Genomic DNA, 23,439 nt, shown 5'->3' on the forward strand with positions numbered 1-23,439 from the left:
GCTGGTGCTCTGCTGTCGCCCTGCCGGTGTTCCCGATGATGTTCCGATGGTGCATCACGCCACTGACAACGGAGCTGAACCGCAACGTTCCTACAGGTCAAGTGGGGTGAGCTGCCAGGCGCGGCGGCGCTGGGTCCGCAGCAGGGGCAGCGGGCTGCCGCCGGCGGAGCCGCGGACCCGTTCGGCCAGCCGGACCAGGGTGTCGCAGCGGGCCAGCCAGAGTCCGCGGAGACAGACCTCGGGCCCGTACGAGGCGAGTGCGGCGGCCCGGACGGCGGCCGGGGCGCCGATGGAGATCGCAAGTCCTGCGATGTCCTCGGCCGGATCGCCCAGCGCCGCGTCCGTCCAGTCGAGGACCCCGGTGATCCCGCCGTCGTCCCCGATCAGCAGATGCTCGCCCTTGAGGTCGTTGTGGAGGAGTACGGCCGTGTCCGGCGCGGCGGGCGGCGGCGGGGCGGCGAGCCGCCGCGGGACGAGCCCGGGGTCCAGGGCCGGATCCACGGTCGCCCGGCCGACCGCGCGCAGGGCCTCCTCCCGGAGTCCGGCCGGGTCCCGTACGGGCTCCCGGGGCAGGGCGGCAGGCCCCGTACCGGCTCGGAATTCGCCCCCGGCCGCTGCTGTACCGTCCCCGGCCCTGTTCCCGTCCCCCGCCCCCGCACCGGCGCCGGACCCGCCCCCGTCCCCCGCCCCCGCACCGTCCGGGTCCCCGGGCCCCGGGTGCCCGTGCCCGTACGACCGCAGGGCCGCCAGCATCCCCGAGAGGTCCAGCTCTCCCGCACCGGACACCTGCCGCTCCTCCGCCGACCGGCCCGGGAGCCGTCGGTCCAGGGTGTAGGAGAGCCCGGGCGCCCATTCGCCGCTCGCCAGGCTCTCCGGCACCGGCACCGGAAGCCGTCCGCGCAGCGCGTCCCGCAACGCGACCTCCCGCCGCTGACGCAGGGTCACGTCCTCGTCGGTCGCGAGCCGCAGCACCCGGTCCTGGCCGATGAACCAGGTCGCGTGTTCACCTCCCTCCGCCATCCGCCGGACGGGGGTGTCTTCCAGATGGAGCAGAGCGCGTACGGCGTCGGCGCCGAGCGTCGCGGGCTGGTGCATGGGGCGTGCCGTTCCTGGTCGGGGGAGGATGGCGGTCGCGGAACGGGGGACCTCCACGGCCACCGCATCCACGCGCGAGCCTGCCTTCGTACCCGCCTGTGCGCCAGCGCATTTCGGTTGTGCCCGGCGGCCCGGCGGCCCGGCGGCCCGGCGGCGCGGTGGTCAGGCCCGGCCCGGCGGCCCAGTGGCCCAGTGCCTCGGCGGCCCGGCCCGGTCCGATCCGTGCACCCGATCAGATCCCGTCCGCCCGTCCGGCCCCGGCCCCCGCCGCCAGGCCCGTCCGCCCGCCTCCCGCGGCCGGTCCCCGCTACGGCCAGGGGGTCCAAACGCGCTACCACCCCCGGGTGATAGTCCGATCTTTCCGGGCGACGCCCGGGGAGTGTCTACCGCGCCCGCACGACCCCTCTGAGCAGCCTGGCCCGGGGATTCCCGGCTCGGGATCACCTCACCTAACGAGAGAAGTCGATGTGATGCGAGCAGTTCTCGCGCGGCTGCGACAACGCTCCCGGACGACAGGCATGGCCTGTGCGGTCCTCGCGGCGACCGCACCCGCGCTTGTGCTGGGGCAGGGCACGGTCTGGGCCGCCCCGGCCCCGCCGTCCTCCCAGCAGGAGCGCGTCGCCGCCACGGCGGCCCCCGACCGGGACGGAACCAAGCCCGACGACAGGAGTCGGAGCCGGGGCAAGGCCGACGACAGGAGTCGGGGCGGGAGCAAGGCCGCGAAGAACAAGGCCCGCGCCTTCAAGCCCCACAAGGCCCAGCTCCGGCGCGCCCCGCTCCCCGGGGGGCTCGGCCCCTGTATCCCGGGCACCCCGCCGTGCCCGAATCCCTACCCCCCGCTGAACAACGGCCCCATCACGGGCCGGGACAACAACATCAACATCTTCGCGGGCGGGAACTTCAGTGTCCGCGGCGGCGCGGCGGAGGCCGAGGGCAAGGTCGTCGTCCTCGGCAGCTTCGACCAGGACAAGGCCGCCGGCGCCAGCGCGATCTACAACGTCGGCATCGTCGGCGTCGGCTCCCGGGTCCCCCCGGACGACGGTACGGACTTCCTCACCACCGGTGCCGATGTCACCGTCGCGGCCGGGGAGCGGTTGCTCGCCGACGGCGGCAATGTGCGGTACGCGGGCACCCTGACCGGCACGGTCACGGGCACCCTCATCCAGGACCCGAACGCGGCGGCCCCCTACACGGCCCTGCGCGACGAACTGACCGCGTCCAGCCAGTGCTACGCGCGAACCGAGACCGGCGCCAACCGCCCGGCCACCGGGACCGCGGTCAACAGCGGCGGCCAGACCACCTTCACGGGTGACGGGACCTCCGCGCTCCAGGTCTTCAACGTCGACTTCGACATGCAGGGCGCGACCGGCGGGCAGCAGGGGCTCGTCTTCAACAACATCCCCGCGAACGCCACGATCCTGGTGAACGTGCTGGGCGCGAACCGCACCATCAACACCTACAGCGGCAGCCCGTTCGACACGGATCCGCTGAACCAGCTGCGCGAGCGGCTGCTGTGGAACTTCCCCGACGCCTCCACGGTCACCCTCAAGGGCACCGGCCAGTTCCAGGGCAGCGTCCTGGTCGGCAACCAGTCGTCGGGTACGACGGTCACCCTGCCCGGTATCAACGGCCGCTTCTTCGCCACCGGCAGCATCACACACGGTGCCCCCGGCGGGGGCGGTGGCCAGGAGTTCCACGCGTACCCCTTCAACGGGGATCTGCCGGACTGCTCCGTCGTGGTCCCGACCGCGCCGGTGAAGGTCGTGAAGCAGGACGCGACCACGGGCGCCCCGCTCGCCGGGGCCACCTTCCAGCTGTGGGAGGAGACGAACGGCGTCGCCGGTCTCCAGACGTCCGGGCCCTCGCCCGACTCCAAGATCGGTTCGCCCTGTGTGACCGGCGCCGACGGCTCGTGCTCCGAGACCGTCGACCCCGGTACGTACTACTGGCAGGAGACCGCCGCCCCGCCCGGCTACGACCTCCCCGCCGACCCGGTCTTCCCGGTCGTCCTCACCGCCGACGACATCCCGGCAGGTGTCACGGTCACGGCCGACAACAGCAAGACCCCGGTCACGGGCGAGGTGGCCGTCGAGAAGGTCGACGCCGAGACGCAGGCCGCACTGCCCGGTGCGATCTTCGAGCTGTGGCAGGAGACCAACGGCATCACCGGCCTCCAGGTCAGCGGGCCGGACCCGGACACCCAGCTCCCGCCGGACTGCACCACCGACGTGGTCGGCGAATGCTCCCGGATCGTGCCCACGGGCACCTACTACTGGCGTGAGATCTCCGCGCCCCCGGGCTACGACCTGCCCGCCGAGACCATCTTCCCGCTCGTCCTCACCGAGGAGAACGCCCAGGTCGGCGTGAGCGTGACCGTCGCCAACACCAAGACCCCGGTACCGCCGGGCGAGGGCCCGGTGACCGTCGTCAAGGTGGACTCGGAGACGGACGCGCCGCTCGCGGGCGCCGTCTTCCAGTTCTGGCAGGAGACCAACGGGATCGCCGGTCTCCAGACCTCGGGCGCCGACCCGGACACCAAGGTCGACCCGGACTGCACGACCGGCACGGACGGACAGTGCAGCCGTGACGTCGTCGCCGGCACGTACTACTGGGTCGAGATCACGGCCCCGCCCGGCTACGACCTCCCGGCCGAAACGGTCTTCCCGCTCACCCTCACCGACGCCGACATCCCCGGCGGGGTCTCGGTGACGGCGGAGAACGTCAAGACCCCGGTGCCCCCGGCCCGCGGTGACGTCTCGGTGGTCAAGGAGGACTCCGAGACCGGCGCTCCGCTGGCGGGCGCGGTGTTCCAGCTGTGGGAGGAGACGAACGGGGTACCCGGTCTCCAGACCATCGGCATCAACCCGGACACCACGGTCGGCAGCCCGTGCACGACGCCCGCGAACGGCACCTGCACCGAGACGGTCGAGGTCGGCGAGTACTACTGGCAGGAGACCGCGGCCCCGCCCGGCTACGACCTCCCCGCCGACCCGGTCTTCGGACCGCTGGTCCTGACCGAGGAGAACGCCGCCGAGGGTGTCACGGTCACGGCCGAGAACATCAAGACGGCTCCGGTGACGGGTGATGTGTCCGTGGTCAAGGAGGACTCGGAGACGGGTGATCCGCTGGCCGGTGCGGTGTTCCAGCTCTGGCAGGAGACGAACGGGGTTCCCGGTCTCCAGACGGTCGGTATCAACCCGGACACCGAGATCGGTGGTCCGTGTACGACGCCCGCGAACGGTACGTGCACGGAGACGGTCGAGGTCGGCCAGTACTACTGGCAGGAGACTTCGGCTCCGCCGGGTTACGACCTTCCCCTCGACCCGGTGTTCCCGGTGACGCTGACGGAGCAGAACGCTCCCGCCGGTGTGACGGTGACGGCGGCCAACGTGAAGACTCCGCCCGGTGAGGCGCCGGTGACGGTGGTGAAGGTCGACTCGGAGACGGGCGACCCGCTGGCGGGTGCGGTGTTCCAGTTCTGGCAGGAGACGAACGGGATCCCCGGTCTCCAGACCACGGGTGGGAACCCGGACACGCGGCTGGCGCCGGACTGCACGACCGGTGCCAATGGCCGGTGCAGCCGGGATGTCGTCCCGGGTACGTACTACTGGCGCGAGACCGCGGCTCCGGCGGGTTACGACCTTCCGGCCGACCCGGTCTTCCCGGTCGTCCTCACCGAGGGCGAGATTCCGGAGGGTGTCACGGTCACGGCCGAGAACACCAAGACAGCTCCGGTGACGGGTGATGTGTCCGTGGTCAAGGAGGACTCGGAGACGGGTGATCCGCTGGCGGGTGCGGTGTTCCAGCTCTGGCAGGAGACCAACGGAATCCCCGGTCTCCAGACCACGGGTGCGAACCCGGACACCGAGATCGGTGCTCCCTGCACGACGCCCGCGAACGGTACGTGCACCGAGACCGTCGAGGTCGGCCAGTACTACTGGCAGGAGACCGCGGCCCCGCCCGGCTACGACCTCCCGGCCAACCCGGTCTTCCCGCTCACGCTGACGGCCGGCAACGCCCCGCAGGGTGTGACCGTCACCGCTGCCAACGTGAAGACTCCGCCCGGTGAGGCGCCGGTGACGGTGGTGAAGGTCGACTCGGAGACGGGTGACCCGCTGGCGGGTGCGGTGTTCCAGTTCTGGCAGGAGACGAACGGGATCCCCGGTCTCCAGACCACGGGTGGGAACCCGGACACGCGGCTGGCGCCGGACTGCACGACCGGTGCCAATGGGCGGTGCAGTCGGGATGTCGTCCCGGGTACGTACTACTGGCGCGAGACCGCGGCTCCGGCGGGTTACGACCTTCCGGCCGACCCGGTCTTCCCGGTCGTTCTCACCGAGGGTGAGATTCCGGAGGGTGTCACGGTCACCGCCGAGAACACCAAGACCCCTCCGGTGACCGGCGAGATCGACCTCCACAAGACCGACGCCAAGAACGGCAAGCCCCTCGCGGGCGCGGTGTTCGAGCTGTGGGAGGAGACCAACGGCGTCGCCGGTCTCCAGACCAGGGCGCTCAACGGCACCCCGCCCGACACCATGGTCGGCCCCGGCTGCGCCACGGACAACGAGGGCAACTGCACGTTCGACGAGCTGGCGCTCGGAACGTACTACCTGCTGGAGACGGATGTGCCCGAGGGGTACGTCCTGCCGGACAACCCCGTGAAGGGGCCGTTCACCATCACGGCGGAGAACGCCGACCAGCCGGTCCAGGTCGAGGTCGCCAACAAGCGCGGCGAACCCGGCAAGGGCAAGGGCGGCAAGAAGTAGCCACCGCCGCCGCACCACACAACTGGACACACCACTGAAGACAGACAACTGAAGACAGACAACTGAAGACCGAGCGGAACGGGGACGCGGACGCACCGGACACCACCGGGGCGTCCGCGTCCTCGTATGTGCGGCCGGGACCGCCGCCTCGGCGCTGCGGCACACAGCGCGTCGTGGCCCCGCGCCTCACCTCTTCGGACGCCCGTCCGAGGCGCGGGCGGGCAACCGCTGATAACAGTGGTCTGGGGGCACAGGGGGAACGCACCAGGACGGAGTTCCGCATGCGACGGAAGACGACAGGGGACCGCGGCGGCAAGCGTACGGGCATAGCCGGTGCCGCCGCGGTGGCGCTGCTGGCCGGGACGATCGCCCTGGGAGGGCCCGGCAGCACCCCGCGGGCGGCTGCGGCACCCGCCGGGGCCGGGGGTTGCACGGCTGGTACGGGGCCGTACCAGCGGGCTCTGGAGGAGTATCTGAAGCGGCCCGTGGACGGCGTGCAGTCGGCCGGCGACTGCGTGGCCATCCGGAACTTCCAGGCCGCGAACGACATCGTTCCCACCGACGGCTACGCGAATCTGATGACGTACCGCACGATGGTCGCCGTCAAGGCGCGGGCCAATCCGAACGCCGCGGGCAACTGCCCGGTCCGCGACTACCGCGTGACCTGCATCGACCTCGACCGGCAGTTGCTGTGGGTCCAGCGCGGACGGACCGTCGTCTTCGATCCGGTGCCGATCCGCACCGGCCGGGACACCGAGGAGACCCGGCGCGGCTGGCACACGATCTACTGGCGCAGCCGCGACCACGTCTCCACCATCTACGACGACGCGCCCATGCCGTACGCCCAGTTCTTCGACGGAGGGCAGGCGCTGCACGGCCGGCTCGACAACCTCTACGACGGCGGGGGCTCGGCGGGCTGCGTCAATCTGAAGCTGGCGGACGCGGCGGAGCTGTGGGATCTGCTGGACATCGACGACGCGCTCTACATATGGGGTGTGAAGCCGGGCACCGAGGGCTGAGGACCCGGACGCGATCCGGGCGGAACCCGGACGCGATCAGGGCGGGTTCCCGACGCGATCCGACGGGACGCAGGCGCGAAGGGGGCCGAGGGGAGCGGCCGGGGGCCTCGCGACGCCCGCGATACCCGCTGTGCGGAGGCGTCGGGTGTGCCGTGCAGTGCAGTGCCGTGCCGCAGCGGAGGCGTTCCGGTGGCTGTGCCCGAGGGGCGAAAGCGGCCCCTGCTGACGGCCCGCCCGTCCCCGAGGACCGGCGGGTGAGCCGGAGGAGCGTGGCTGGGGGCACCTCCCACGCCGAAGGCGTAGGGGGATTCCGGGAGGAGAACGCGCGGAGGCCGCGGGGAACGAGCGGTCGAGCAGGATCGACCGAAGAAGACCTCCCCCTGCGCCCCAAGGGGCGTGGGCGGTGCCCCCAAGCGCCCCGGAGGCGAACCGAGCCCCTATTTGAGGGGCTTCTTGCCGGTGATGCCGAGGTGGACGAGGAGCGCGAGGTTCGGGCGGAGTTCGGCCTGCTTGACGCCCCAGGTGGTGAAGCCCTTCTGGTGCGATGCGACCGCCGCCAGCATGGCCACCAGGGAGCCGGAGACCGCCGCGGGGTTGACGTCCTTGTCGACGCGGCCCTTGGCCTGGAGTTCCTTCACGGCGTCCGTGAGGGAGTTGGTGACCGAGTTGAGGATCTTCATACGGATCTTGTAGAACCGTTTGTCGCCTTCCGCGGCCCCGAGGTCGACGACGCGGAGGATCGCGTCGTGGCGGCGCCAGAAGTCGAGGAAGCCGTCGACGAGTTCCTCGGAGGTCTGCCAGGCGGCCTTGCCGACCCAGGAGCGTCCGGCGACGAGGCCGGTGAGGGCGGCGCCTTCTTTGGCCATCTCCTCGGCGATTTCGAGGACGGCGCCCTCGACGTCGGGGAAGTACTGGTAGAAGGTGGCGGGGGAGGTTCCCGCTTTCCGGGCGACGTCGATGACCTTGACGTCCCGGTACGGCGATGAGCTGAGCATCTCGCCGAGGCAGTCGAGCAGCTTCTGCCGCGTGGCCTGGCCGCGTCGTCCGGCCACTCGGCCGTCGACAGTGCGTACTTGTCCTGTCATGCCGTCAGCTTACCGACGGGTGATCGGCGCGCGATTCGGCCGACTGCAAATGGGGTGTGCCCGGCCGGAGGACCGGGCAGCCGGGGCCGGGCGGGCGGACGACCGGCCGGGGAATATGCGTTCGAGTGAAGTCGGCCCTGGTGGGAGCTTTGACCCGCCGTCTTCCGGGTGTCCCCTCATCCCTTTTTCCTATTTCTGCGTCAAGGATCGGGGGAGGGCGGTCGTGCCGTCCGCCGGTTCCGGTGGGGCGTGATCCGGACTGATCCGGTCGGGGTGGTGTGATGCATATCCTGGACGAATCGTGGTACTCACCGACAATCAGGGTGCGGTGGGGCGGGGAAAGTGCGGGGAATCGCACGGCGGAAGCGGTACGGGCCGGACCGGGAGGGGTACGGGGATGCGGGACGGAGCGGTTCCGGCATGCCCGACCTGCCCTGATCCGGGCGAGACACCCCGATCCGCCCCCGGGTTCGCCACCGCCGCCTCCGACAGGAAGAATCGGTGTGCGCGACCGCTGCGGGGCTCGGCGGTGAGACGCCGTGCAGGGCTGGTGAGGACGGGCCCGATGGAGCCGGGGCCCGTACGGGGAGGTGGCAGGGATGGAGCAGCTTACTCAGCACGACCCGAGACGGATCGGTCCGTTCGAGGTGCTGGGCCGGCTCGGTGCCGGTGGCATGGGACTGGTCTATCTCGCCCGGTCGGCGTCGGGCCGCCGGGTGGCCATCAAGACCGTCCGTACCGAACTCGCCGAGGACCAGCTCTTCCGGGTCCGCTTCACCCGTGAGGTGGAGGCCGCGCGGGCCGTCAGCGGCTTCTACACGGCGGCCGTCGTCGATGCCGATCCGCGGGCCGCGGTGCCCTGGCTGGCCACGGCCTATGTTCCGGCGCCTTCGCTGGAAGAGATAGTGAACGAGTGCGGGCCGCTGCCCGCCCGGGGCGTGCGCTGGCTGGCCGCGGGCATCGCGGAGGCCCTCCAGTCCATCCACGGCGCCGGGCTCGTCCACCGCGATCTCAAACCGTCGAACGTCCTCGTCGTCGAGGACGGTCCCCGGGTGATCGACTTCGGGATCGCGTCGGGGGTCTCCAACACCCGGCTGACCATGACGAACGTCGCCGTCGGCACGCCCGCCTATATGTCGCCCGAACAGGCCAGGGACTCCCGCAGCGTGACCGGGGCCAGCGATGTCTTCTCGCTGGGTTCCACCCTGGTCTTCGCGGCCACCGGGCATGCGCCCTTCCACGGCGCCAACCCGGTCGAGACCGTGTTCATGCTGCTGCGCGAGGGCCCCGATCTGGAGGGTCTGCCCGCCGAGCTGCGGCCCCTCATCGAGTCCTGTATGGGCATGGACGCGACGGGCCGCCCCTCGCCCGAGGATCTCCAGGCCCTGCTCGCACCCCATCTCTTCGCCTCCGGCGGCGACGACAGCGGTACGGCGTCCGCGTGGCTGCCCCCGCGGACGGTCGCCATGATCGAGGACCGGCGCGGCGGCCGGACGGCGCAGCTCCCCGCGGCGGCCCCGCCGCGGCCGCCCGGCCCGCCGCCGTCCGCGCCCCCCGGCCACGGGCCGCAGGGCGGGCCCCGGCACGGGGGACGGCACGCCGGTCCGCAACTGGTGCCGCCGCAGCCCGCGCAGCCGCCGCGCGGTAATCCGGGCTGGGCCCGCAGACCGTCGGACGACCCCCGTACGGGCGGCGCCGCGCCGGTCGCTGCCGCCGCCTCCGTACAGCTGCCGGGGGTGGCCGCTCCGATCGGCCCCGGCCTCAGGGTGGCGGACGCCATGGGTCCGCTCCCCGGCTCGCCGCCCGGTACCGGCTGGGTCCGCCGTCCGGCCGGACAGACGGGCGGTACGGCTCCGGCCCCCGCGCTGCCCCCGGCCCCGCCGGCCCCTTCGTCGCCGTCCCTGCTGCCCGACGGCACCGGCCGCTGGCGGCCCTGGCGGTTCCGGATGTCCAACGACGTCTGGGGCACCCCGATCGTCGACGGCGGTCTGCTCTACGTCACGTCCTTCGAGGTCCATGCCCTCGACACCGGGACCGGCCGCCGCCAGTTCAAGACCCGTGACGTCGCCTGGTCGATGGCGCTCGAAGCGGGCCGGATCCACGCTTCCGACGGCCCCAGCCTCTATGCCCTCGACGCCGCGGACGGCCGGGAGCGGTGGCGGCTGTCCACCGATTCCTGGGTCTACTCCCTCCAGGCCGACCGCGGCACGGTCCTCACCGGGACCCGTGGCGGCGGCGTCCAGGCCTGGGAGGCGTCGGGCGGCGACAAGCTGTGGGAGCTGACCGGCGCGCAGTCCGAGTTCGAGACCGTCGAGGGCGGTCCGGTCATCGCCGGGGACACGGTGTACGTCTGGAAGGAGGCGCGGCTGCGGGCGCTGGAGGCCCGTACCGGCACCGAACGCTGGTCCTATCCCGTCGGCGACGCGGCGTCCTGCGGCAATGTCCCGGTCCGGGTCCACCCGGCGGCCGACGGCTTCGTCTATGTCTCCGCCGGTACCCGCGTCATCGCCCTCGATATCGCCACCGGCCGGGTCCGCTGGCACTTCGAGGCACCCGCGGTCTTCCTCTCCCCGCCCGCCTTCGCCGCGGGGCCCGCGGTCGCGGGCGGCGGCGTCTATCTCGCGGACTATCTGGGCACGGTGTACGCCCTCGACGCGACCACGGGCAAGGACCGCTGGCGGATCGCCACCGAGGCCCGCCAGTCCACCGAACCGGTCCTGGTCACCGGCGGCAACGTCCATGTCGGCAGCGGCAGCGCGCTCTACACCCTGGACGCCGTCGCCGGGACCCCGCTGTGGCGGTTCGCGGCGGGCGGCGAGGTCGTCGGCGCGCCCGTCGCCGCCGACGGCCGGGTCCACTTCGGCTCCGCGGACCATGTGCTGTACACGCTCGACGCGACGGGCGGCCAGCTGCGGTGGAAGCTGGCGACGGGCGGGGAGATCACCGGCTCCCCGGTGGTCAGGGACGGTGTCGTGTACGCGTGCAGCAAGGACCGCTGCGTGTACGCGCTGGACGCGGTGAAGGGCACGGCGACGGGCCGCCGCTGACCGCGTCCGGGAGGGCGGGACTCTCCGCGGCCCGTGCCGTCCGGAGCGGTTGCCCGAGCGGCGGTGGCCGCACTCCCCGGGAGCGTGGGGCTGTGCCGGGCCCGCCCGGGGGTGCGGCGGCGTGCGGGTCCTTGTCCGTTCGGCCGTGCCGGGGCGCGCGGCGCGAGCCGGTACCGGGTGCGGCGGTCGGCGACCGTGGCGGCACCCCGGCCGCTCCGGTACCTGCCCCGGCCGATCACGGCCGTCCCCGCCGCGCCGCGTGAGCCCGTACCCGATCCGGCGGTACGGTGCCGAGCGCGGGCCCGGCCCGGCCGGGTGCCGTACCCTGCAGGCTTCCTCCGATGAGGATCCGCGCCCGCGGGAGTCCACCTTCCCGTACCGCCGCGGCCACGACCACCACCGCGGCGACCGCGACGGCGAGAGGAAGACCGTGATGACCGAGGCACCGGAGACCGGACTGCGGGCCCTGCTGGCGGAGGGGGTGCGCCGGGGGCGGGCGACCGGGGCCGTGGGGCTCGTCGCCCGCGGCGACACCGCCGAGATCGCCGCCACGGGCAGCCGCACCCTCGGCGGGCCGGACGATATCGCCCCCGACAGCATCTTCCGGATCGCGTCCCTCACCAAACCGGTCACCGCCGCCGCCGTGATGCTCCTTGTCGACGAGGGGCGGATCGCGCTGCGCGATCCGGTGGCCCGCTGGCTGCCCGAACTGGCCGCGCCGATGGTGGTACGGACCCCGGACGGGCCCGTCGGCGACGTCCTTCCCGCCGTCCGGCCCATCACCGTCTGCGATCTGCTCACCGCCCGCGCGGGCTGGGGATACCCCGCGGACTTCGGCCTGCCCGCCGTCCGGGCGCTCGTCGACGGGCTGCCGCAGACCCCGCCCGAACCGGCGGGCATCCCCGCCCCCGACACCTGGCTGGCGGCCCTGGCCCGGATCCCCCTGCTCCACCAGCCCGGCGAGCAGTTCCTCTACAACACCACCTCCGATATCCAGGGCGTGCTGATCGCCCGGGTGACCGGGCAGCCGTTCGCGGAGTTCCTCGCCGAGCGGCTCTTCGAACCGCTGGGGATGGCCGACACCGCGTTCAGCGTCCCGGCGGGGAAGCTCGACCGCTTCACCGCGCTCTACCGGCCGGGCGAACCGGGCGACGACGGAACGGGCGACGGCGGTGTTCCGGGCGGCGGCGAACCGGAGCAGGGCGGCGGGCTCTCCCTCTGGGACGCCCCCGACGGGATGTGGAGCCGGGAGCCCGCGTTCGCCTCCGGCGCCGGTGGTCTGGTCGGCACCGCCGGAGACCTGCGCGCCTTCCTGGCCATGCTGCTCGCCCGCGGCGCCGGCCCGGACGGCCGCCGGATCCTGGCGCCGGAGTCCGTCGGCCTGATGACCACCGACCATCTGACCGCCGACCAGCGCAAGGCCGGGGCGGTGTTCCTGGACGGGCAGGGCTGGGGCTTCGGCGGTTCGGTCGACGTGGAACCGTCCGCGCCGTGGAACATTCCCGGCCGGTACGGGTGGATCGGCGGCACCGGCACCTCCGCCCATCTCGTGCCGTCGACCGGCACGCTCGCCGTACTGCTCACCACCACCGCGCTGACCGGCCCGAGCGCACCCCCGCTGATGCGCGGCTTCTGGGAGTACGCGGCCCGCCGCTGACCCGGGCCGCGCCCCGGCACCTCAGCGCAGCCGATGGTCCGGGGGTGCCCCGTCCTGCCGCCCGTCCTTCCGCCCCGCGAAGAGCCGTGCCTGCTCTTCCGGGGGCAGATTCCCCAGGGCGATGAGATGCGGTGCCAGGGCCAGGGCATGGGACCGCGCGGCCTCCCGGGCGGACCAGACCGCCCGTACCGTGCCCTGGACCGCGAGCGGCGGCTGGGCCGCGATGGCCGCCGCGACCCGCAGCGCGGCGGCCCGCGCCCCGCCGGGCTCCGTCAGCTCGGAGACCAGCCCCGTCTCGTACGCCCGGACCGCCGACAGCCGTTCCGCCGTGCCGGTCAGCGCCAGCCGGGCCGCCTCCCCGTACGGCATCCGCTGGGCCAGCAGCACCGACTCGTACGCGCTGACCATGCCGTACGCCGTATGCGGGTCGAAGAACGACGCCTCGCGGGAGGCGATCAGGAATTCGCACTCCCCGAGCAGATAGAACGCCCCGCCGCAGGCCATGCCCTCGACGGCGGCGACGACCGGTTTCCACAGGTCGTTGGCCTTGGGGCCGATCGTGAGCAGCGGATCGTCGATGCTGTACGGGGACGTGGGCTGCGGCACCCGGACCGAGCGGTCGATCCCGGTGCAGAAGGCCCGGGTGCCGGAGCCGGTGAGGACGACGGCCCGGACGGAACCGTCGTGGCGGAAGGCGCGCCAGGCCGCGGCGAGCGCGGCGGCGGCGGGCAGGTCGAGGGCGTTGAGCCGGTCGGGCCGGTCGAGGACGACGACCGCGACCCCGGTCGCCGCGACCGCGCTCCGGTCGATCCGCACCCCGGCCGCGGGCGCTTCTCCGGGAGGGGCCGTCCCCCCGGCCCCGGCGGTCTCTCCGGGAGGGCCCGTCACGGCCGTTCCAGCAGCCAGCGCGGCAGCCGCAGCTCCTGCTCGTCCGGGGGCGCGAACACCACCCGTACGCCCGCGCCGATCCGCAGCCTCGCCGGGTCGACGGAGTCCAGCGGCGCGTCGGCGGCCGCCACCACATTGCCCACGAGCCGGATCCGGGGCGCGTCGGCGAGTTCGACGAGGACGGCGTTGTACGGGGCGAACTCCGCGTAGCCGGGCAGCAGCGGTGGATGCGGTACGACGTACGACCAGATCCGGCCCCGCCCGCTCACCGGCCGCCACGCGGAGCCGAAGGACTGGCAGTGCGGGCAGCAGGGCCGGGGCGGGAATCGCGGCTCGGCGCAGCCGTCGCAGGTCTGGACCCGCAGTTCGCCGCGGGACGCGTACTCCCAGAAGGGCGCGCCGTCGCCGTCGACGACCGGACTCAGCAGGCTCATCGGTCAGCTCCTCAGCAGTACGGCCGAAGTGGGCACGCCCTCGCCCGCCGTGACCAGGCAGGTCGAGGCGGACGGCACCTGGGCGGTGGAGGTGCCGCGCAGTTGCCGCACCCCCTCGGTGATCAGGTTGAATCCGTGGACGTACGCCTCCGAGAGGCCGCCGCCCGCCGTGTTGAGCGGCAGCCTGCCGCCGATCTCCAGCGCCCCGCCCTCGGTGAAGGCCGCGCCCTCGCCGCGGCCGCAGAAGCCGTAGCCCTCCAGGGAGAGCGGGATCAGGGGGGTGAAGGCGTCGTAGATCTGGGCGACGTCGACGTCGTCGGGGCCGAAGTCGGCGGTCTTCCACAACTGGCGGGCGGCGGTCCAGGCGGGGCCGGTGAGCGGGTCGTCGTTCCAGTAGTTGACCATCCCGTGGTGCTGGGCGGGCAGGCCCTGGGCGACGGAGTGGAGATAGACGGGCTGCTGCCGGCAGTCGCGGGCGCGTTCGGCGGAGACCACGACGCAGGCGAGGGCGCCGTCGGTCTCCAGACAGTTGTCGAAGAGGCAGAGCGGCTCGCTGATCCACCGCGAGGTCATATACATATCGCGGGTCAGCGGGCGGTCGTACATCATCGCGGCGGGGTTCTGGTTGGCCCGGTTGCGGCAGGCGAGGGCGACGTTGAAGAAGTGGTCGCGGGTGGCGCCGTACTCGTGCATATACCGGCGGGCGAGCATACCGATCTCGTCGGCGGGGCGGAGCAGCCCGAAGGGACGGGTCCACTGGCCGGGGGTGGGGAGCTGGACGGCGGTGTTCCGCCAGGGGCGGGGGCCGCTGCCGCGTTTGCGGGACCGCCAGGCGACGCCCACGCTCGCCTGCCCGGTGGCGATGGCCGCGGCGAGATGGGCGAGGGTCGCACAGGAACCGCCGCCGCCGTAGCCGACCTTGGAGAAGAAGGTGGCGTCTCCGGCGCCGATCGCCTTGGCGATCTCGACCTCGTCGGTCTCCTCCATGGTGTACGAGGCGAAGGCGTCCACCTCGGAGGCGGCGATACCGGCGTCGTCGAGGGCGGCGACGATCGCCCGGCAGGCGAGGGTCCGCTCGGACTCGGGCAACTGCTTCGCGAAGGCGGTACGGCCGATACCGGCGATCGCCGTCGCGTCCTTGAGACCGGCCACGGACCCCTCCGCTGTTCGATGCCGACCACTGACGGCCGACTGCTGACAGTGCGTCAGGCTATCGTTAATCTGACGGATAGTCAGCTCCGGTGCGGGGCGGTGGTGGTGACGGGAGGCAGGGGATGGCGGGAACACATCCGGCGGGCGCGGACCCGGCACGGGGCGGGCGGGGGCCCGCACCGGCAGGCGGCGGTACGGCCCCGACCGCGCCGCCCGGGCGGGGGCCCGCACCCGGGCCGGTGTCTGCGGGCGCCACCGGCTCCACGCCCACGCCGGGCCCGGCGCAGGCACCGGCACGCGGTACGGACCCGGCGCCCGCTGCGGCGCCCCGGCACGGACCCGCCCCCGCCCGCGACCCCCGCGGGGACCTGGTCTGGGGCACCATTCCCCGGCTCGTCCGACGCGCCGCCGCCGAGCACGGGGACCGCGAAGCCGTTGTCGCCGAAGGCGGCCGTATCCGCATGAGCTACGCCGGACTCGGCGCACAGGTCGAATGCGCCGCCGCCGCCTGTATCGCCTCCGGCGTCCGCAAGGGCGACCGCGTCGCCGTCTGGGCCCCCAATACCCCGGAGTGGATCGTCTCCGCCCTCGGAGCCGTCACCGCCGGGGCCGTGCTCGTCCCCCTCAACACCCGCTTCAAAGGCGCCGAAGCCGCCTACATCCTGCGCCGCTGCCGGGCCCGGCTCCTCTTCGTCACCGGCACCTTCCTCGGCACCTCCTACCTCGCGTCCCTGCGCCGCGCGGACCCCGAACTCCCCGAACTGCGGCAGACCGTCGTCCTCGACGACACCGCGCCCGACTCCTGCCTCACCTGGCGCGACTTCCTCGCCGCCGGAGCCGCCACCGGCGCCGACGAGGTACGCGCCCGCGCCGACACCGTCGCACCCGGCGACCCCTCCGACATCGTCTTCACCTCGGGCACCACCGGCCGCCCCAGAGGCGCGGTCATCACCCATGCGCAGACCCTGCGCGCCTACGACCTCTGGAGCGAACTCGCCGGGCTCCGCGCCGACGACCGCTATCTCATCGTCAATCCGTTCTTCCACACCTTCGGCTACAAGGCGGGCATCATCGCCTGCCTCACCCGCGGCGCCACGATGGTCCCCCAACCGGTCTCCGGTACGGACACCGTCCTCGCCAACATCGCCGCCGAACGGATCTCGGTCCTGCCCGGACCGCCGACCCTCCACCGGACCCTGCTGGACCATCCGGCCCGCGACGCCCACGACCTGTCGACCCTGCGGCTCGTCGTCACCGGCGCCGCCGTCGTCCCGCGCCGGCTCGTCGAACGGCTCCGTACCGAACTGGGCATCGGCACCGTCCTCACCGCCTACGGGCTCTCCGAGGCGGGCGGCTTCGTCACCATGTGCCGCCGCGGCGACGACCCCGGCACCATCGCCCGCACCTCCGGCCGGGCCCTGCCCGGCACCGAGGTCCGGGTGCTGGCCGCGCCCGGCGAACCCGGAGAGGTGCTGGTGCGCGGATACCACGTGATGAGCGGCTACTTCGAGGACCCCGAGGCGACCGCCGCCGCCGTCGACCCGGACGGCTGGCTGCACACCGGGGACATCGGCATCCTCGACGCCGAAGGCAACCTCCGGATCACCGACCGCATCAAGGACATGTTCATCGTCGGCGGCTTCAACGCCTATCCGGCCGAGATCGAACAGCTCGTCGGGGCCCATCCCGACCTCGTCGAGGTGGCCGTGATCGGCATCCCGGACGCCCGGCTCGGCGAGGTCGGCAAGGCCTACGCCGTACGCCGCCCCGGCGCCTGCCTCACCGCCGACGACCTCATCGCCTGGGCCCGGCGGGAGATGGCCAACTACAAGGTGCCGCGGCAGGTCGAGTTCGTCCCCGAACTGCCGCGCAACGCCTCCGGCAAGATCCTCAAGGGCGAACTGCGCCGCGCCGCTGCCGCGGGCCCCGGCCGGCCACCGGGACCCGCACACCCGGACCCGGCTTAGCTCAGCACGATCGGGATCTCCTGCCAGCCGTACGCGATGAACGACGGCACCTGCTGCAGCTCGTCCGCCGGTACCGCGAGCCGCATCCCCGGGAAGCGTTCGAAGAGCCGCGGCAGCGCGGTCAGGGCCTCCACCCGGGCCAGCGGGGCGCCGATGCAGCGGTGAACGCCGATACCGAAGGCGAGGGAGTCGTCCGCGCCGCGGCGGGCGTCGAAGGCCGCCGCCTCGTCCCCGTAGTGCGCCGGGTCGTACCCCGCGGCGGCGTACGTCGCCAGGATCGCCTCCCCCGCCGGGATGGTGACACCCGCGATCTCGATATCGGTGACCGCGAACCGCAGCGGCAGACCCGCGATCGGCGGGGCCACCCGCAGCACCTCGTCCACCACCGCGTCCCAGCCGATCTCGCCCGACCGGACCGCCGCGAGCTGCTCCGGGTGGCTCAGCAGCAGCACCACCGCGTTCCCGATCAGATTGACCGTCGTCTCGTACCCCGCGCCGATCACCAGCAGCAGCGTGTAGACCAGCTCCTCGTCGCTGAGCCGGTCGCCGTCCTCGTCATGGACCCGGATCAGCTCCGTCGTCATATCGTCGCCGGGGTGCTCCGCCTTGTACGCGATCAGCGCGGGCAGCACCGTACCGATCTGCCGCTGTACCGAGGCCGCGTGCTCCGCACTCTGGTCGCTGGTGTTGATGATCGCGGTGATCAGCGTGCCGACGTCGGTCACGAGGTGCTCCGGCACACCGAACAGCTCGCAGATGATCCGCATCGGCAGCTCCTGGGCGTACCCGGCCCGCAGATCGACCGTCTCGCCGCGCTCCGCGGCCTCGCCGAGGGCCGTGAGCAGCTCCTCCGTGGTCGCCTCGACGCGCGGGCGCATCTTCTCGGTCCGGCGGGCGGTGAAGCTCGGCGCGACCAGCTTCCGCAGCCGGGTGTGGTCGGGGCCGTACGTCGACAGCATGTTGATCACGCCGACCCAGCTCAGGATCCACCCCCAGGACGGCCGGGTCGCGGTCTCCCCGAACCGGGCCCAGTGTTTCCGCGGGTCCTTGCTGACCTGCGGGTCCAGAATGAGCGTCCGGAGGATGTCGTACGACGTCGGAGCCCACGCCGGAATGCCGCCGGGCAGCTCGACGGGGACGACGGGCCCCAGGGCGCGGAGCCTGGCGCTCTCGCCCGGGATATCGGCGCCGAAGGGGTCGATGGCGACGGGGAGCTGCTCGGCCCGGGGTTCGGTCCCGGTCTGGGTCGCGGTCATCCTCAGACTCCTGACTCGTGAGTTGCGTCGGTGTGAGTGGGGCCGGGGGTGCCGGTGCGGGCGGCACGGGAGGGCACGGCGCCCGGATGATGGACGCCGTTGGACGGGGTGCCGGTGCGGGCGGCACGGGGAGAGGCATCCGCGGAGGCCGGAGTACGGGGGATCCGCAGGGTGCGCTCTTGTTCGGTGTCGGGCGTACGCGGCGAGAAGCGGACGGGCAGCGCGGTCAGCGAACGGTGGAAGGGGCCGGGGCGCCAGGTGAGCCGGGAGCGGGGCAGCAGAGGGTCGAGATCCGGAAGCCACTGGGTCAGCCGTTCGATCGCCTCGGTGGCGATGAGCAGCGTGTGCTGTTTCACGGGACAGGCGTGCTCACCTGCCGACCACGACAGGTGGGAGGCGTCGTGCGGGTGGTGGGTGCCCCCGTGCTCCCGTTCCGCGAAGTGGCCGAGCGCGCCGTACGAGACGACGACGGGCACCGCCGCACGTACCCATACCCCGTGGCAGGCGACTGACTCCCTGGCGTAGTAGATGCCGTAGTTGGCGAGCGGTGTCTCGTAGCGCAGCACCTCCAGCACCGCGTCCATCACCGGCCGTGAACCGCTGGTCAGGGTCGTGTAGTAGTCCGGATTGCCGAGGATCCGGGAGAGCGCGTTGGACACCAGGTTGGAAGTGGGCTCATGGCCCGCGCCCAAGGAGAGGAAGACCTGCCAGGTGACCTCCTCCCGGCTCAGCCCGAGCGGGTGGTCGAGCAGCCGGCTCGTGAGGTCGTCACCGCGCCGGGCGGTTTTGGCGGCGATCAGTTCGAAGACGTACGCGCCGTACTCGGCCTCCCCCTCGGCCGAACGCTCGCCGCCCTCCATGAGTTTGGCGAGAGAGGTGTGGAGGCGGTCGCTGGAGCTGTCCGGGAGCCCGAAGAGATTGTTGAAGATCAGCGACATCAGGGGGCGGGAGAACTCGGCCACCAGATCGGCGCGGCCCGCCGGGCCGATCCGTGACACGAGTATGTCGACGGCCCGGTGCACCCGTTCGCGCAGATCGTGGGGCTCCACCAGGGCGAAGGAGTCGACCAGCGCCCGGCGGTAGCGGACGTGCGCGGCGCCGTCGGCGAAGAGGGCGTTGGGGCGCCAGCGCATCATGCCGAGGAGATGGTGGTCCTCCGGGACCGTGGCCTCCCAGGGGCGGGGGTCGCGGGACCAGGTGGCGTCGTCGTGGAGGAGGTCGAGGGCGGCCCGCCGGTCGGTGACGACGTACGCGGGAACACCCGGGCCGAGTTCGGCGACGCCGACCGGGCCCTGGGCGCGCAGCGCCGCGTAGTAGGTGTGCGGATCGGCGGCGAAACCTTCCTCCCAGAGGCGGACCGGCTCCGGCTCCCGGCTGCGCACGGCTCGGGCGCGTTCGACGTCCCCGCCGTGACCGGTGTGTGCGGTGTGTGCGGCGTGTGCGGCGTGTGCGGTGTGGCTGGTGTGGCCGGTGTGTTCGGTGCGGAAGGTGCGGCAGGGGTGCGGGGGCTCGGGGGAGGAGGTGGGGGGCTGGTTCACCGGGACTGGCTCTCCGTCCGGGGGCTGTTGGCGAGGGTGTACTCCGGCCGTGCGCACGGCGCGCCGCCGGAGGGCGTCAGCGTCAGCAGATGCTCGACGAGCGCGAGCAGCGCGTCGACGGAGGCGTTGCGGTCCCGGGCGTCGCACCGCACCATCGGGGTCGCCGGCTCCAGGTCCAGCGCCCGCCGCAACTCCTCCTCGGAGTGGTCCCGGGAGTCCGGGAAGGTGTTCAGCGCCACCGCGTACGGCAGACCGCTCTCCTCCACCAGCCCGAGCACCTCGAACGAGGCGTCGATCCGGCGGGTGTCCACCAGCACCAGCGCGCCCAGCGCCCCGTACGCGATATCCGCCCACAGGGTCCTGAATCGTTCCTGCCCGGGGGTGCCGAACAGATAGAGCACGATGCCGCCGGCGAGGGAGATCCGGCCGAAGTCGATCGCCACGGTCGTGGTGGTCTTGTCCCGGAGCCCGGCGAGATCGTCCACGGCCACCGACGCCTCGGTGAGCTGCTCCTCGGTATGCAGCGGACGGATCTCGGACACCGAGTCGATCAGGGTGGTCTTACCGACCCCGAAAGGGCCCACGACCAGGATTTTCACCAGTTCGCGGGTATCGTCCGGCAGATGCATACCGCCGGAGCCGTGGCTAGAGCTTGAGGGCGCGGAGGCCATCGACGACTCTCTTCAACAGATCGGGCGCGGGCATGGCTGCGCAGGGGATGGGCGGACGGGCGCGGACCAGCCCCCGGTCGATGAGCCGGACGGCGAGCACGCGGACGGCGGACACCGGCAGCCCGAGGAGGGCGGCCACCTCGACGACCGTGAGGGAACCGCCGTCGAGGATGTCGAGCAGCGCCCACTCGGCCGCGGGGAGTCCGGGCGGCAGTTCCGGCTCGGGACCGGCCGGCAGCGGTAACGGCAGCCCGTTCCCGCGGGTGTTACGGACCGCGGGATCCGGCGCCGGTCCGGGCACCGGTGCCGGATCCGGCAGGCCCGCCGGGGGTGACGGGTGCGGGTCCGCGGGGGACCCGGGGTCCGGCGGTTCGTGCCCGGGGCCCGGGTCCGTACCGGCGCCCGGTGCGACCAGGCCCGTGAGGATCGACAGCCGTTCCAGGGAGTCCGTACCGGGACTGGTCTGACCACCCGTCGACAGATACGCCGGGACCAGGGGACGGCCGCCCCGGCGGGCCGTCATCCGGCAGTGACGTCGCCATCGGTCCCGCGGGGCGCCGCGGACATGGCCTTCTCGCCGAGCCGGGCCACCTGGGAGTGGACCCGGTGCGCCAGCAGGTCGAGCCGGACCTCGGGGTCTCCGTAGGCGGCGACACAGGTGCCGTGGCGGGTGGGCGCGACCAGGATGTAGCCGTGGTCCGACTCGATGACGACCTGGCGCACCTCGGCCGTGTCCCGGTCGGCGAAGGTCGCCGCGGCGCTGCGGCAGGCGCCCTGCACGGTGCTGATGATGGCGGCGGTGCGCTCGGCCGAGGGCCGCGACAGCCGGTCGGAGTAGCCGGAGACCAGGCCGTCGAGGGTCAGCAGGACGGCGGCCCGTACATGCGGGATCTCCAGGATCGGGTCGAGCACCCACGCGGTGTCGCCGGAGTCGCGGGAGGTACGGGTGGTCATCGGGGGTCGTTCCCTTCGGTGGGGCCGGCGCCGGGGTCGAGGGCGCCGGGTTCGGCGGCGTTGCGTGCGGCCGCGGTACCGGCCTGGAGCGCGCCGAGGGCGGCGGCGGCCTCCTCCGGGGTCCGCACGGGGGGACGGGGGCGGGCGGGGGCCGCCCCCGTTCCGTCGGTTCCGTCCGGCCGGATCCGGCGACGGCGCCGGGGGAGCGCGTCACCTTCCGGCCGGTGGTGCTGGGGGTGTTCGGCCGCCGGGTCCGGGTCCGGTGCCGGGTCCGGCTGCCGTGGTGGGGCGGCCGTGGGCTCAGCCGCGGCCGGCTCCGGGGGCGGATCCGCGGGCAGGTCCGCGGGCGCACCGGAGGTCGGCGCCTGGGCGGGCGCGGCCGGGCGGCGGCTCTGCCGGACGGGCAGTCCGTGCAGATCGGTGAGCAGATGCCGGCCGGACCGTTCCTGCGCCGCCGCCTCCGCGGCGCCCCGGGTGGAGCGCGGGGCGCTGGCCGCCGGGGGCCGCTCGACCGGGTCGATCCGGCTGAGCAGATGGGATTTGATCAGCAGTACGGCGCGGACGCCCCCGTAGGGGGACGGCGACGACAGATCCACCGAGAGGTCGAACTGCCGGGTGAGCTGGCCGATGGCGGCCAGGCCCATCCTCGGCGGATCGCCGAGTTCGGAGAGGAGAATCGGTTCGCTTCCTGCCGCCATCCGCTGGGCGTAGGCTCGTTCGTCGCTGCCCATGCCGACGCCCGCGTCGTCCACGGTGACGGTGACCCCGTGGTGCGCCCGCTCCAGATGGACCGTGACCCGGGTGTCGGAGGAGGAGTGGCGCAGGGCGTTGTCCAGCAGTTCGGCGACGATGATCGCCACGGGTTCGACGGCGTGCGAGACGAGCGCGGTGCCGTCCTCCAGATGGTTGCCGATCTCGACGCGTTCGTAGCCGACGAGCCGGGACTGCCCGCCGGTCACCGCGTCGACCAGGTGCGAGTCCTCCCGGGCCAGACCGACCCAGGCGCCGCAGACCACCGACGCGACCTGGGCCCGGCGCAGCGACTGCTCGTTCTCGTGGTCGAGGGCGTAGAGCGTCCGGGCCAGCTCGGGGTCGTCGTACCGCTGCTGGAGGGCGCGGAGATCGTCCTGAAGGCGGTAGAGCCCGGCCTGGACCTCGCGGGTGGCCCCCCGCATCACGGCCCGGGCGGCGGCGTCGACCCGCTTCCGCTCCTGGTCGAGAGCGGTGCTCACACCGGTGAGGATGCTGTCCAGGGCCGTGCCCAGTTCGCCGGTGGCGACCTCGGGGCGCAGCGGGCCGGGGACCCGGACATGGGGGTGGACGGTCCGGGTGGCGGTGGCCGGAAGCCGGTGTTCGGCGAGATGGGCGGCCTCGGCGGCAGCGGCCCCGGCCGTACGGTCCGCTTCCTCGCGGGCGACGGCGAGATGGGCCCGCAGGGTCTCGATCTCGGCGGCCCGCCGGGACCCCGTACGCCGGGCCCGCAGCAGGCCACCTCCCAGGACGAGGGCCGACAGGGTCCCGGCGGCCAGGCCCGCGGCGGCCAGCTCCGGTATCTCGATCATCGAAACCTCTGGGGAGGGTGGTGGTTCTGGTGTCGTCGTCGACGACCGCTCAAGTACACACCGTTAGTGATCGGTTGCGGGAGGGGCCCCGGGAAGAATTTGTGAACTTGTTTTAATGATCCACCGCTTATGTCCAGGATTTACCTCTATGGGGCCCAAGGGGACTCAAGTGGCGGGTGGGAGTGCTGTGATGACTGTTTTCCCTGGTGAAGCATGGTGGGCATCGCCCTGCTGCCCTGCTGCCCTGCCGACGTGTTGATGTGTTGACTCGTTGGTCCGTCGGGTCCGGACGGAGCGGTACGGCCGCGGCGTTCCCCCGGGATGCCGCGGCCGTACCTTGTTCAACGG

General features: G+C 73.0%; 16 protein-coding genes. 5 read left to right on the forward strand and 11 right to left on the reverse strand.

Going from position 1 to position 23,439, the window contains the following annotated elements; translation table 11 throughout:
- Window positions 1-90: 90 nt before the first annotated feature.
- The gene (locus tag ACIQ9E_RS12450; protein WP_403706012.1) at window positions 91-1,095 is read right to left on the reverse strand and encodes a phosphotransferase family protein; all 1,005 of its coding nucleotides are present in this window, start codon (window positions 1,093-1,095) and stop codon (window positions 91-93) included.
- A gap of 470 nt (window positions 1,096-1,565) precedes the next feature.
- On the opposite strand from ACIQ9E_RS12450, the gene ACIQ9E_RS12455 reads away from it, so the two are divergent.
- Together ACIQ9E_RS12455 and ACIQ9E_RS12460 are read left to right on the forward strand one after the other, a co-directional pair.
- Window positions 1,566-5,861: a SpaA isopeptide-forming pilin-related protein gene (locus ACIQ9E_RS12455; protein WP_403706015.1), complete on the forward strand. Its 4,296-nt coding sequence runs from the start codon at window positions 1,566-1,568 to the stop codon at window positions 5,859-5,861.
- A 281-nt stretch (window positions 5,862-6,142) separates the two neighbouring features.
- On the forward strand, window positions 6,143-6,880 hold the full coding sequence (locus tag ACIQ9E_RS12460; protein WP_403706018.1) for a L,D-transpeptidase: 738 nt from the start codon (window positions 6,143-6,145) through the stop codon (window positions 6,878-6,880).
- A gap of 437 nt (window positions 6,881-7,317) precedes the next feature.
- Here the strand turns inward: ACIQ9E_RS12460 and ACIQ9E_RS12465 are convergent, their stop codons facing one another.
- Complete coding sequence (locus tag ACIQ9E_RS12465) at window positions 7,318-7,965, reverse strand: TetR family transcriptional regulator (RefSeq protein ID WP_366255924.1); 648 nt, start codon at window positions 7,963-7,965, stop codon at window positions 7,318-7,320.
- Between the two features lie 599 nt (window positions 7,966-8,564).
- On the opposite strand from ACIQ9E_RS12465, the gene ACIQ9E_RS12470 reads away from it, so the two are divergent.
- Complete coding sequence (locus ACIQ9E_RS12470; protein ID WP_403706023.1) at window positions 8,565-11,012, forward strand: PQQ-binding-like beta-propeller repeat protein; 2,448 nt, start codon at window positions 8,565-8,567, stop codon at window positions 11,010-11,012.
- Between the two features lie 433 nt (window positions 11,013-11,445).
- Window positions 11,446-12,669 (forward strand): serine hydrolase domain-containing protein, encoded by a 1,224-nt coding sequence (locus ACIQ9E_RS12475; protein ID WP_403706025.1) that lies wholly within the window; start codon window positions 11,446-11,448, stop codon window positions 12,667-12,669.
- Between the two features lie 21 nt (window positions 12,670-12,690).
- Here ACIQ9E_RS12475 and ACIQ9E_RS12480 read toward each other — a convergent pair whose 3' ends face one another.
- From ACIQ9E_RS12480 to ACIQ9E_RS12490, 3 genes are all read right to left on the reverse strand, one after another.
- The gene (locus tag ACIQ9E_RS12480) at window positions 12,691-13,485 is read right to left on the reverse strand and encodes an enoyl-CoA hydratase/isomerase family protein (RefSeq protein WP_403706243.1); all 795 of its coding nucleotides are present in this window, start codon (window positions 13,483-13,485) and stop codon (window positions 12,691-12,693) included.
- Between the two features lie 68 nt (window positions 13,486-13,553).
- Complete coding sequence (locus ACIQ9E_RS12485) at window positions 13,554-13,991, reverse strand: Zn-ribbon domain-containing OB-fold protein (protein ID WP_403706028.1); 438 nt, start codon at window positions 13,989-13,991, stop codon at window positions 13,554-13,556.
- A 3-nt stretch (window positions 13,992-13,994) separates the two neighbouring features.
- Window positions 13,995-15,143: a lipid-transfer protein gene (locus tag ACIQ9E_RS12490; RefSeq protein ID WP_403706031.1), complete on the reverse strand. Its 1,149-nt coding sequence runs from the start codon at window positions 15,141-15,143 to the stop codon at window positions 13,995-13,997.
- 368 nt (window positions 15,144-15,511) lie between these two features.
- On the opposite strand from ACIQ9E_RS12490, the gene ACIQ9E_RS12495 reads away from it, so the two are divergent.
- On the forward strand, window positions 15,512-17,110 hold the full coding sequence (locus tag ACIQ9E_RS12495) for a FadD3 family acyl-CoA ligase (RefSeq protein ID WP_403706245.1): 1,599 nt from the start codon (window positions 15,512-15,514) through the stop codon (window positions 17,108-17,110).
- On the opposite strand, the gene ACIQ9E_RS12500 is transcribed toward ACIQ9E_RS12495, so the two are convergent.
- The 6 genes from ACIQ9E_RS12500 to ACIQ9E_RS12525 all read right to left on the reverse strand — a co-directional run bounded on the left by ACIQ9E_RS12500 (window position 17,107) and on the right by ACIQ9E_RS12525 (window position 23,091).
- On the reverse strand, window positions 17,107-18,366 hold the full coding sequence (locus ACIQ9E_RS12500) for a cytochrome P450 (protein ID WP_403706034.1): 1,260 nt from the start codon (window positions 18,364-18,366) through the stop codon (window positions 17,107-17,109). The two genes, ACIQ9E_RS12495 and ACIQ9E_RS12500, sit on opposite strands and share 4 nt — an antisense overlap.
- Window positions 18,367-18,368: 2 nt before the next feature.
- Window positions 18,369-19,748, reverse strand: coding sequence for a cytochrome P450 (locus ACIQ9E_RS12505; protein WP_403706247.1), 1,380 nt, complete (start codon window positions 19,746-19,748; stop codon window positions 18,369-18,371).
- A 152-nt stretch (window positions 19,749-19,900) separates the two neighbouring features.
- A complete protein-coding gene (locus tag ACIQ9E_RS12510) occupies window positions 19,901-20,575 on the reverse strand; it encodes a GTP-binding protein (protein WP_403706037.1) in 675 nt (224 codons plus the stop codon).
- Window positions 20,550-21,098: a DUF742 domain-containing protein gene (locus ACIQ9E_RS12515; RefSeq protein WP_403706039.1), complete on the reverse strand. Its 549-nt coding sequence runs from the start codon at window positions 21,096-21,098 to the stop codon at window positions 20,550-20,552. Before ACIQ9E_RS12515 ends, ACIQ9E_RS12510 begins: the two co-directional genes overlap by 26 nt.
- Window positions 21,095-21,529, reverse strand: coding sequence for a roadblock/LC7 domain-containing protein (locus tag ACIQ9E_RS12520; RefSeq protein WP_006348672.1), 435 nt, complete (start codon window positions 21,527-21,529; stop codon window positions 21,095-21,097). The genes ACIQ9E_RS12515 and ACIQ9E_RS12520 overlap by 4 nt, the downstream gene beginning before the upstream one ends.
- Window positions 21,526-23,091, reverse strand: coding sequence for an ATP-binding protein (locus ACIQ9E_RS12525; protein WP_403706042.1), 1,566 nt, complete (start codon window positions 23,089-23,091; stop codon window positions 21,526-21,528). The genes ACIQ9E_RS12520 and ACIQ9E_RS12525 overlap by 4 nt, the downstream gene beginning before the upstream one ends.
- Window positions 23,092-23,439: the final 348 nt, after the last annotated feature.

It is taken from the genome of Streptomyces sp. NPDC094448, from assembly GCF_044763775.1.
Taxonomy (GTDB): Bacteria; Actinomycetota; Actinomycetes; order Streptomycetales; family Streptomycetaceae; genus Streptomyces.

Bases quoted from the DNA above. Each gene is read 5' to 3' on its own strand.
- ACIQ9E_RS12450 (WP_403706012.1), bottom strand. From the start codon at position 1,095: ATGCACCAGCCCGCGACGCTCGGCGCCGACGCCGTACGCGCTCTGCTC.
- ACIQ9E_RS12455 (WP_403706015.1), top strand. From the start codon at position 1,566: ATGCGAGCAGTTCTCGCGCGGCTGCGACAACGCTCCCGGACGACAGGC.
- ACIQ9E_RS12460 (WP_403706018.1), top strand. From the start codon at position 6,143: ATGCGACGGAAGACGACAGGGGACCGCGGCGGCAAGCGTACGGGCATA.
- ACIQ9E_RS12465 (WP_366255924.1), bottom strand. From the start codon at position 7,965: ATGACAGGACAAGTACGCACTGTCGACGGCCGAGTGGCCGGACGACGC.
- ACIQ9E_RS12470 (WP_403706023.1), top strand. From the start codon at position 8,565: ATGGAGCAGCTTACTCAGCACGACCCGAGACGGATCGGTCCGTTCGAG.
- ACIQ9E_RS12475 (WP_403706025.1), top strand. From the start codon at position 11,446: ATGACCGAGGCACCGGAGACCGGACTGCGGGCCCTGCTGGCGGAGGGG.
- ACIQ9E_RS12485 (WP_403706028.1), bottom strand. From the start codon at position 13,991: ATGAGCCTGCTGAGTCCGGTCGTCGACGGCGACGGCGCGCCCTTCTGG.
- ACIQ9E_RS12500 (WP_403706034.1), bottom strand. From the start codon at position 18,366: ATGACCGCGACCCAGACCGGGACCGAACCCCGGGCCGAGCAGCTCCCC.
- ACIQ9E_RS12510 (WP_403706037.1), bottom strand. From the start codon at position 20,575: ATGGCCTCCGCGCCCTCAAGCTCTAGCCACGGCTCCGGCGGTATGCAT.
- ACIQ9E_RS12515 (WP_403706039.1), bottom strand. From the start codon at position 21,098: ATGACGGCCCGCCGGGGCGGCCGTCCCCTGGTCCCGGCGTATCTGTCG.
- ACIQ9E_RS12520 (WP_006348672.1), bottom strand. From the start codon at position 21,529: ATGACCACCCGTACCTCCCGCGACTCCGGCGACACCGCGTGGGTGCTC.
- ACIQ9E_RS12525 (WP_403706042.1), bottom strand. From the start codon at position 23,091: ATGATCGAGATACCGGAGCTGGCCGCCGCGGGCCTGGCCGCCGGGACC.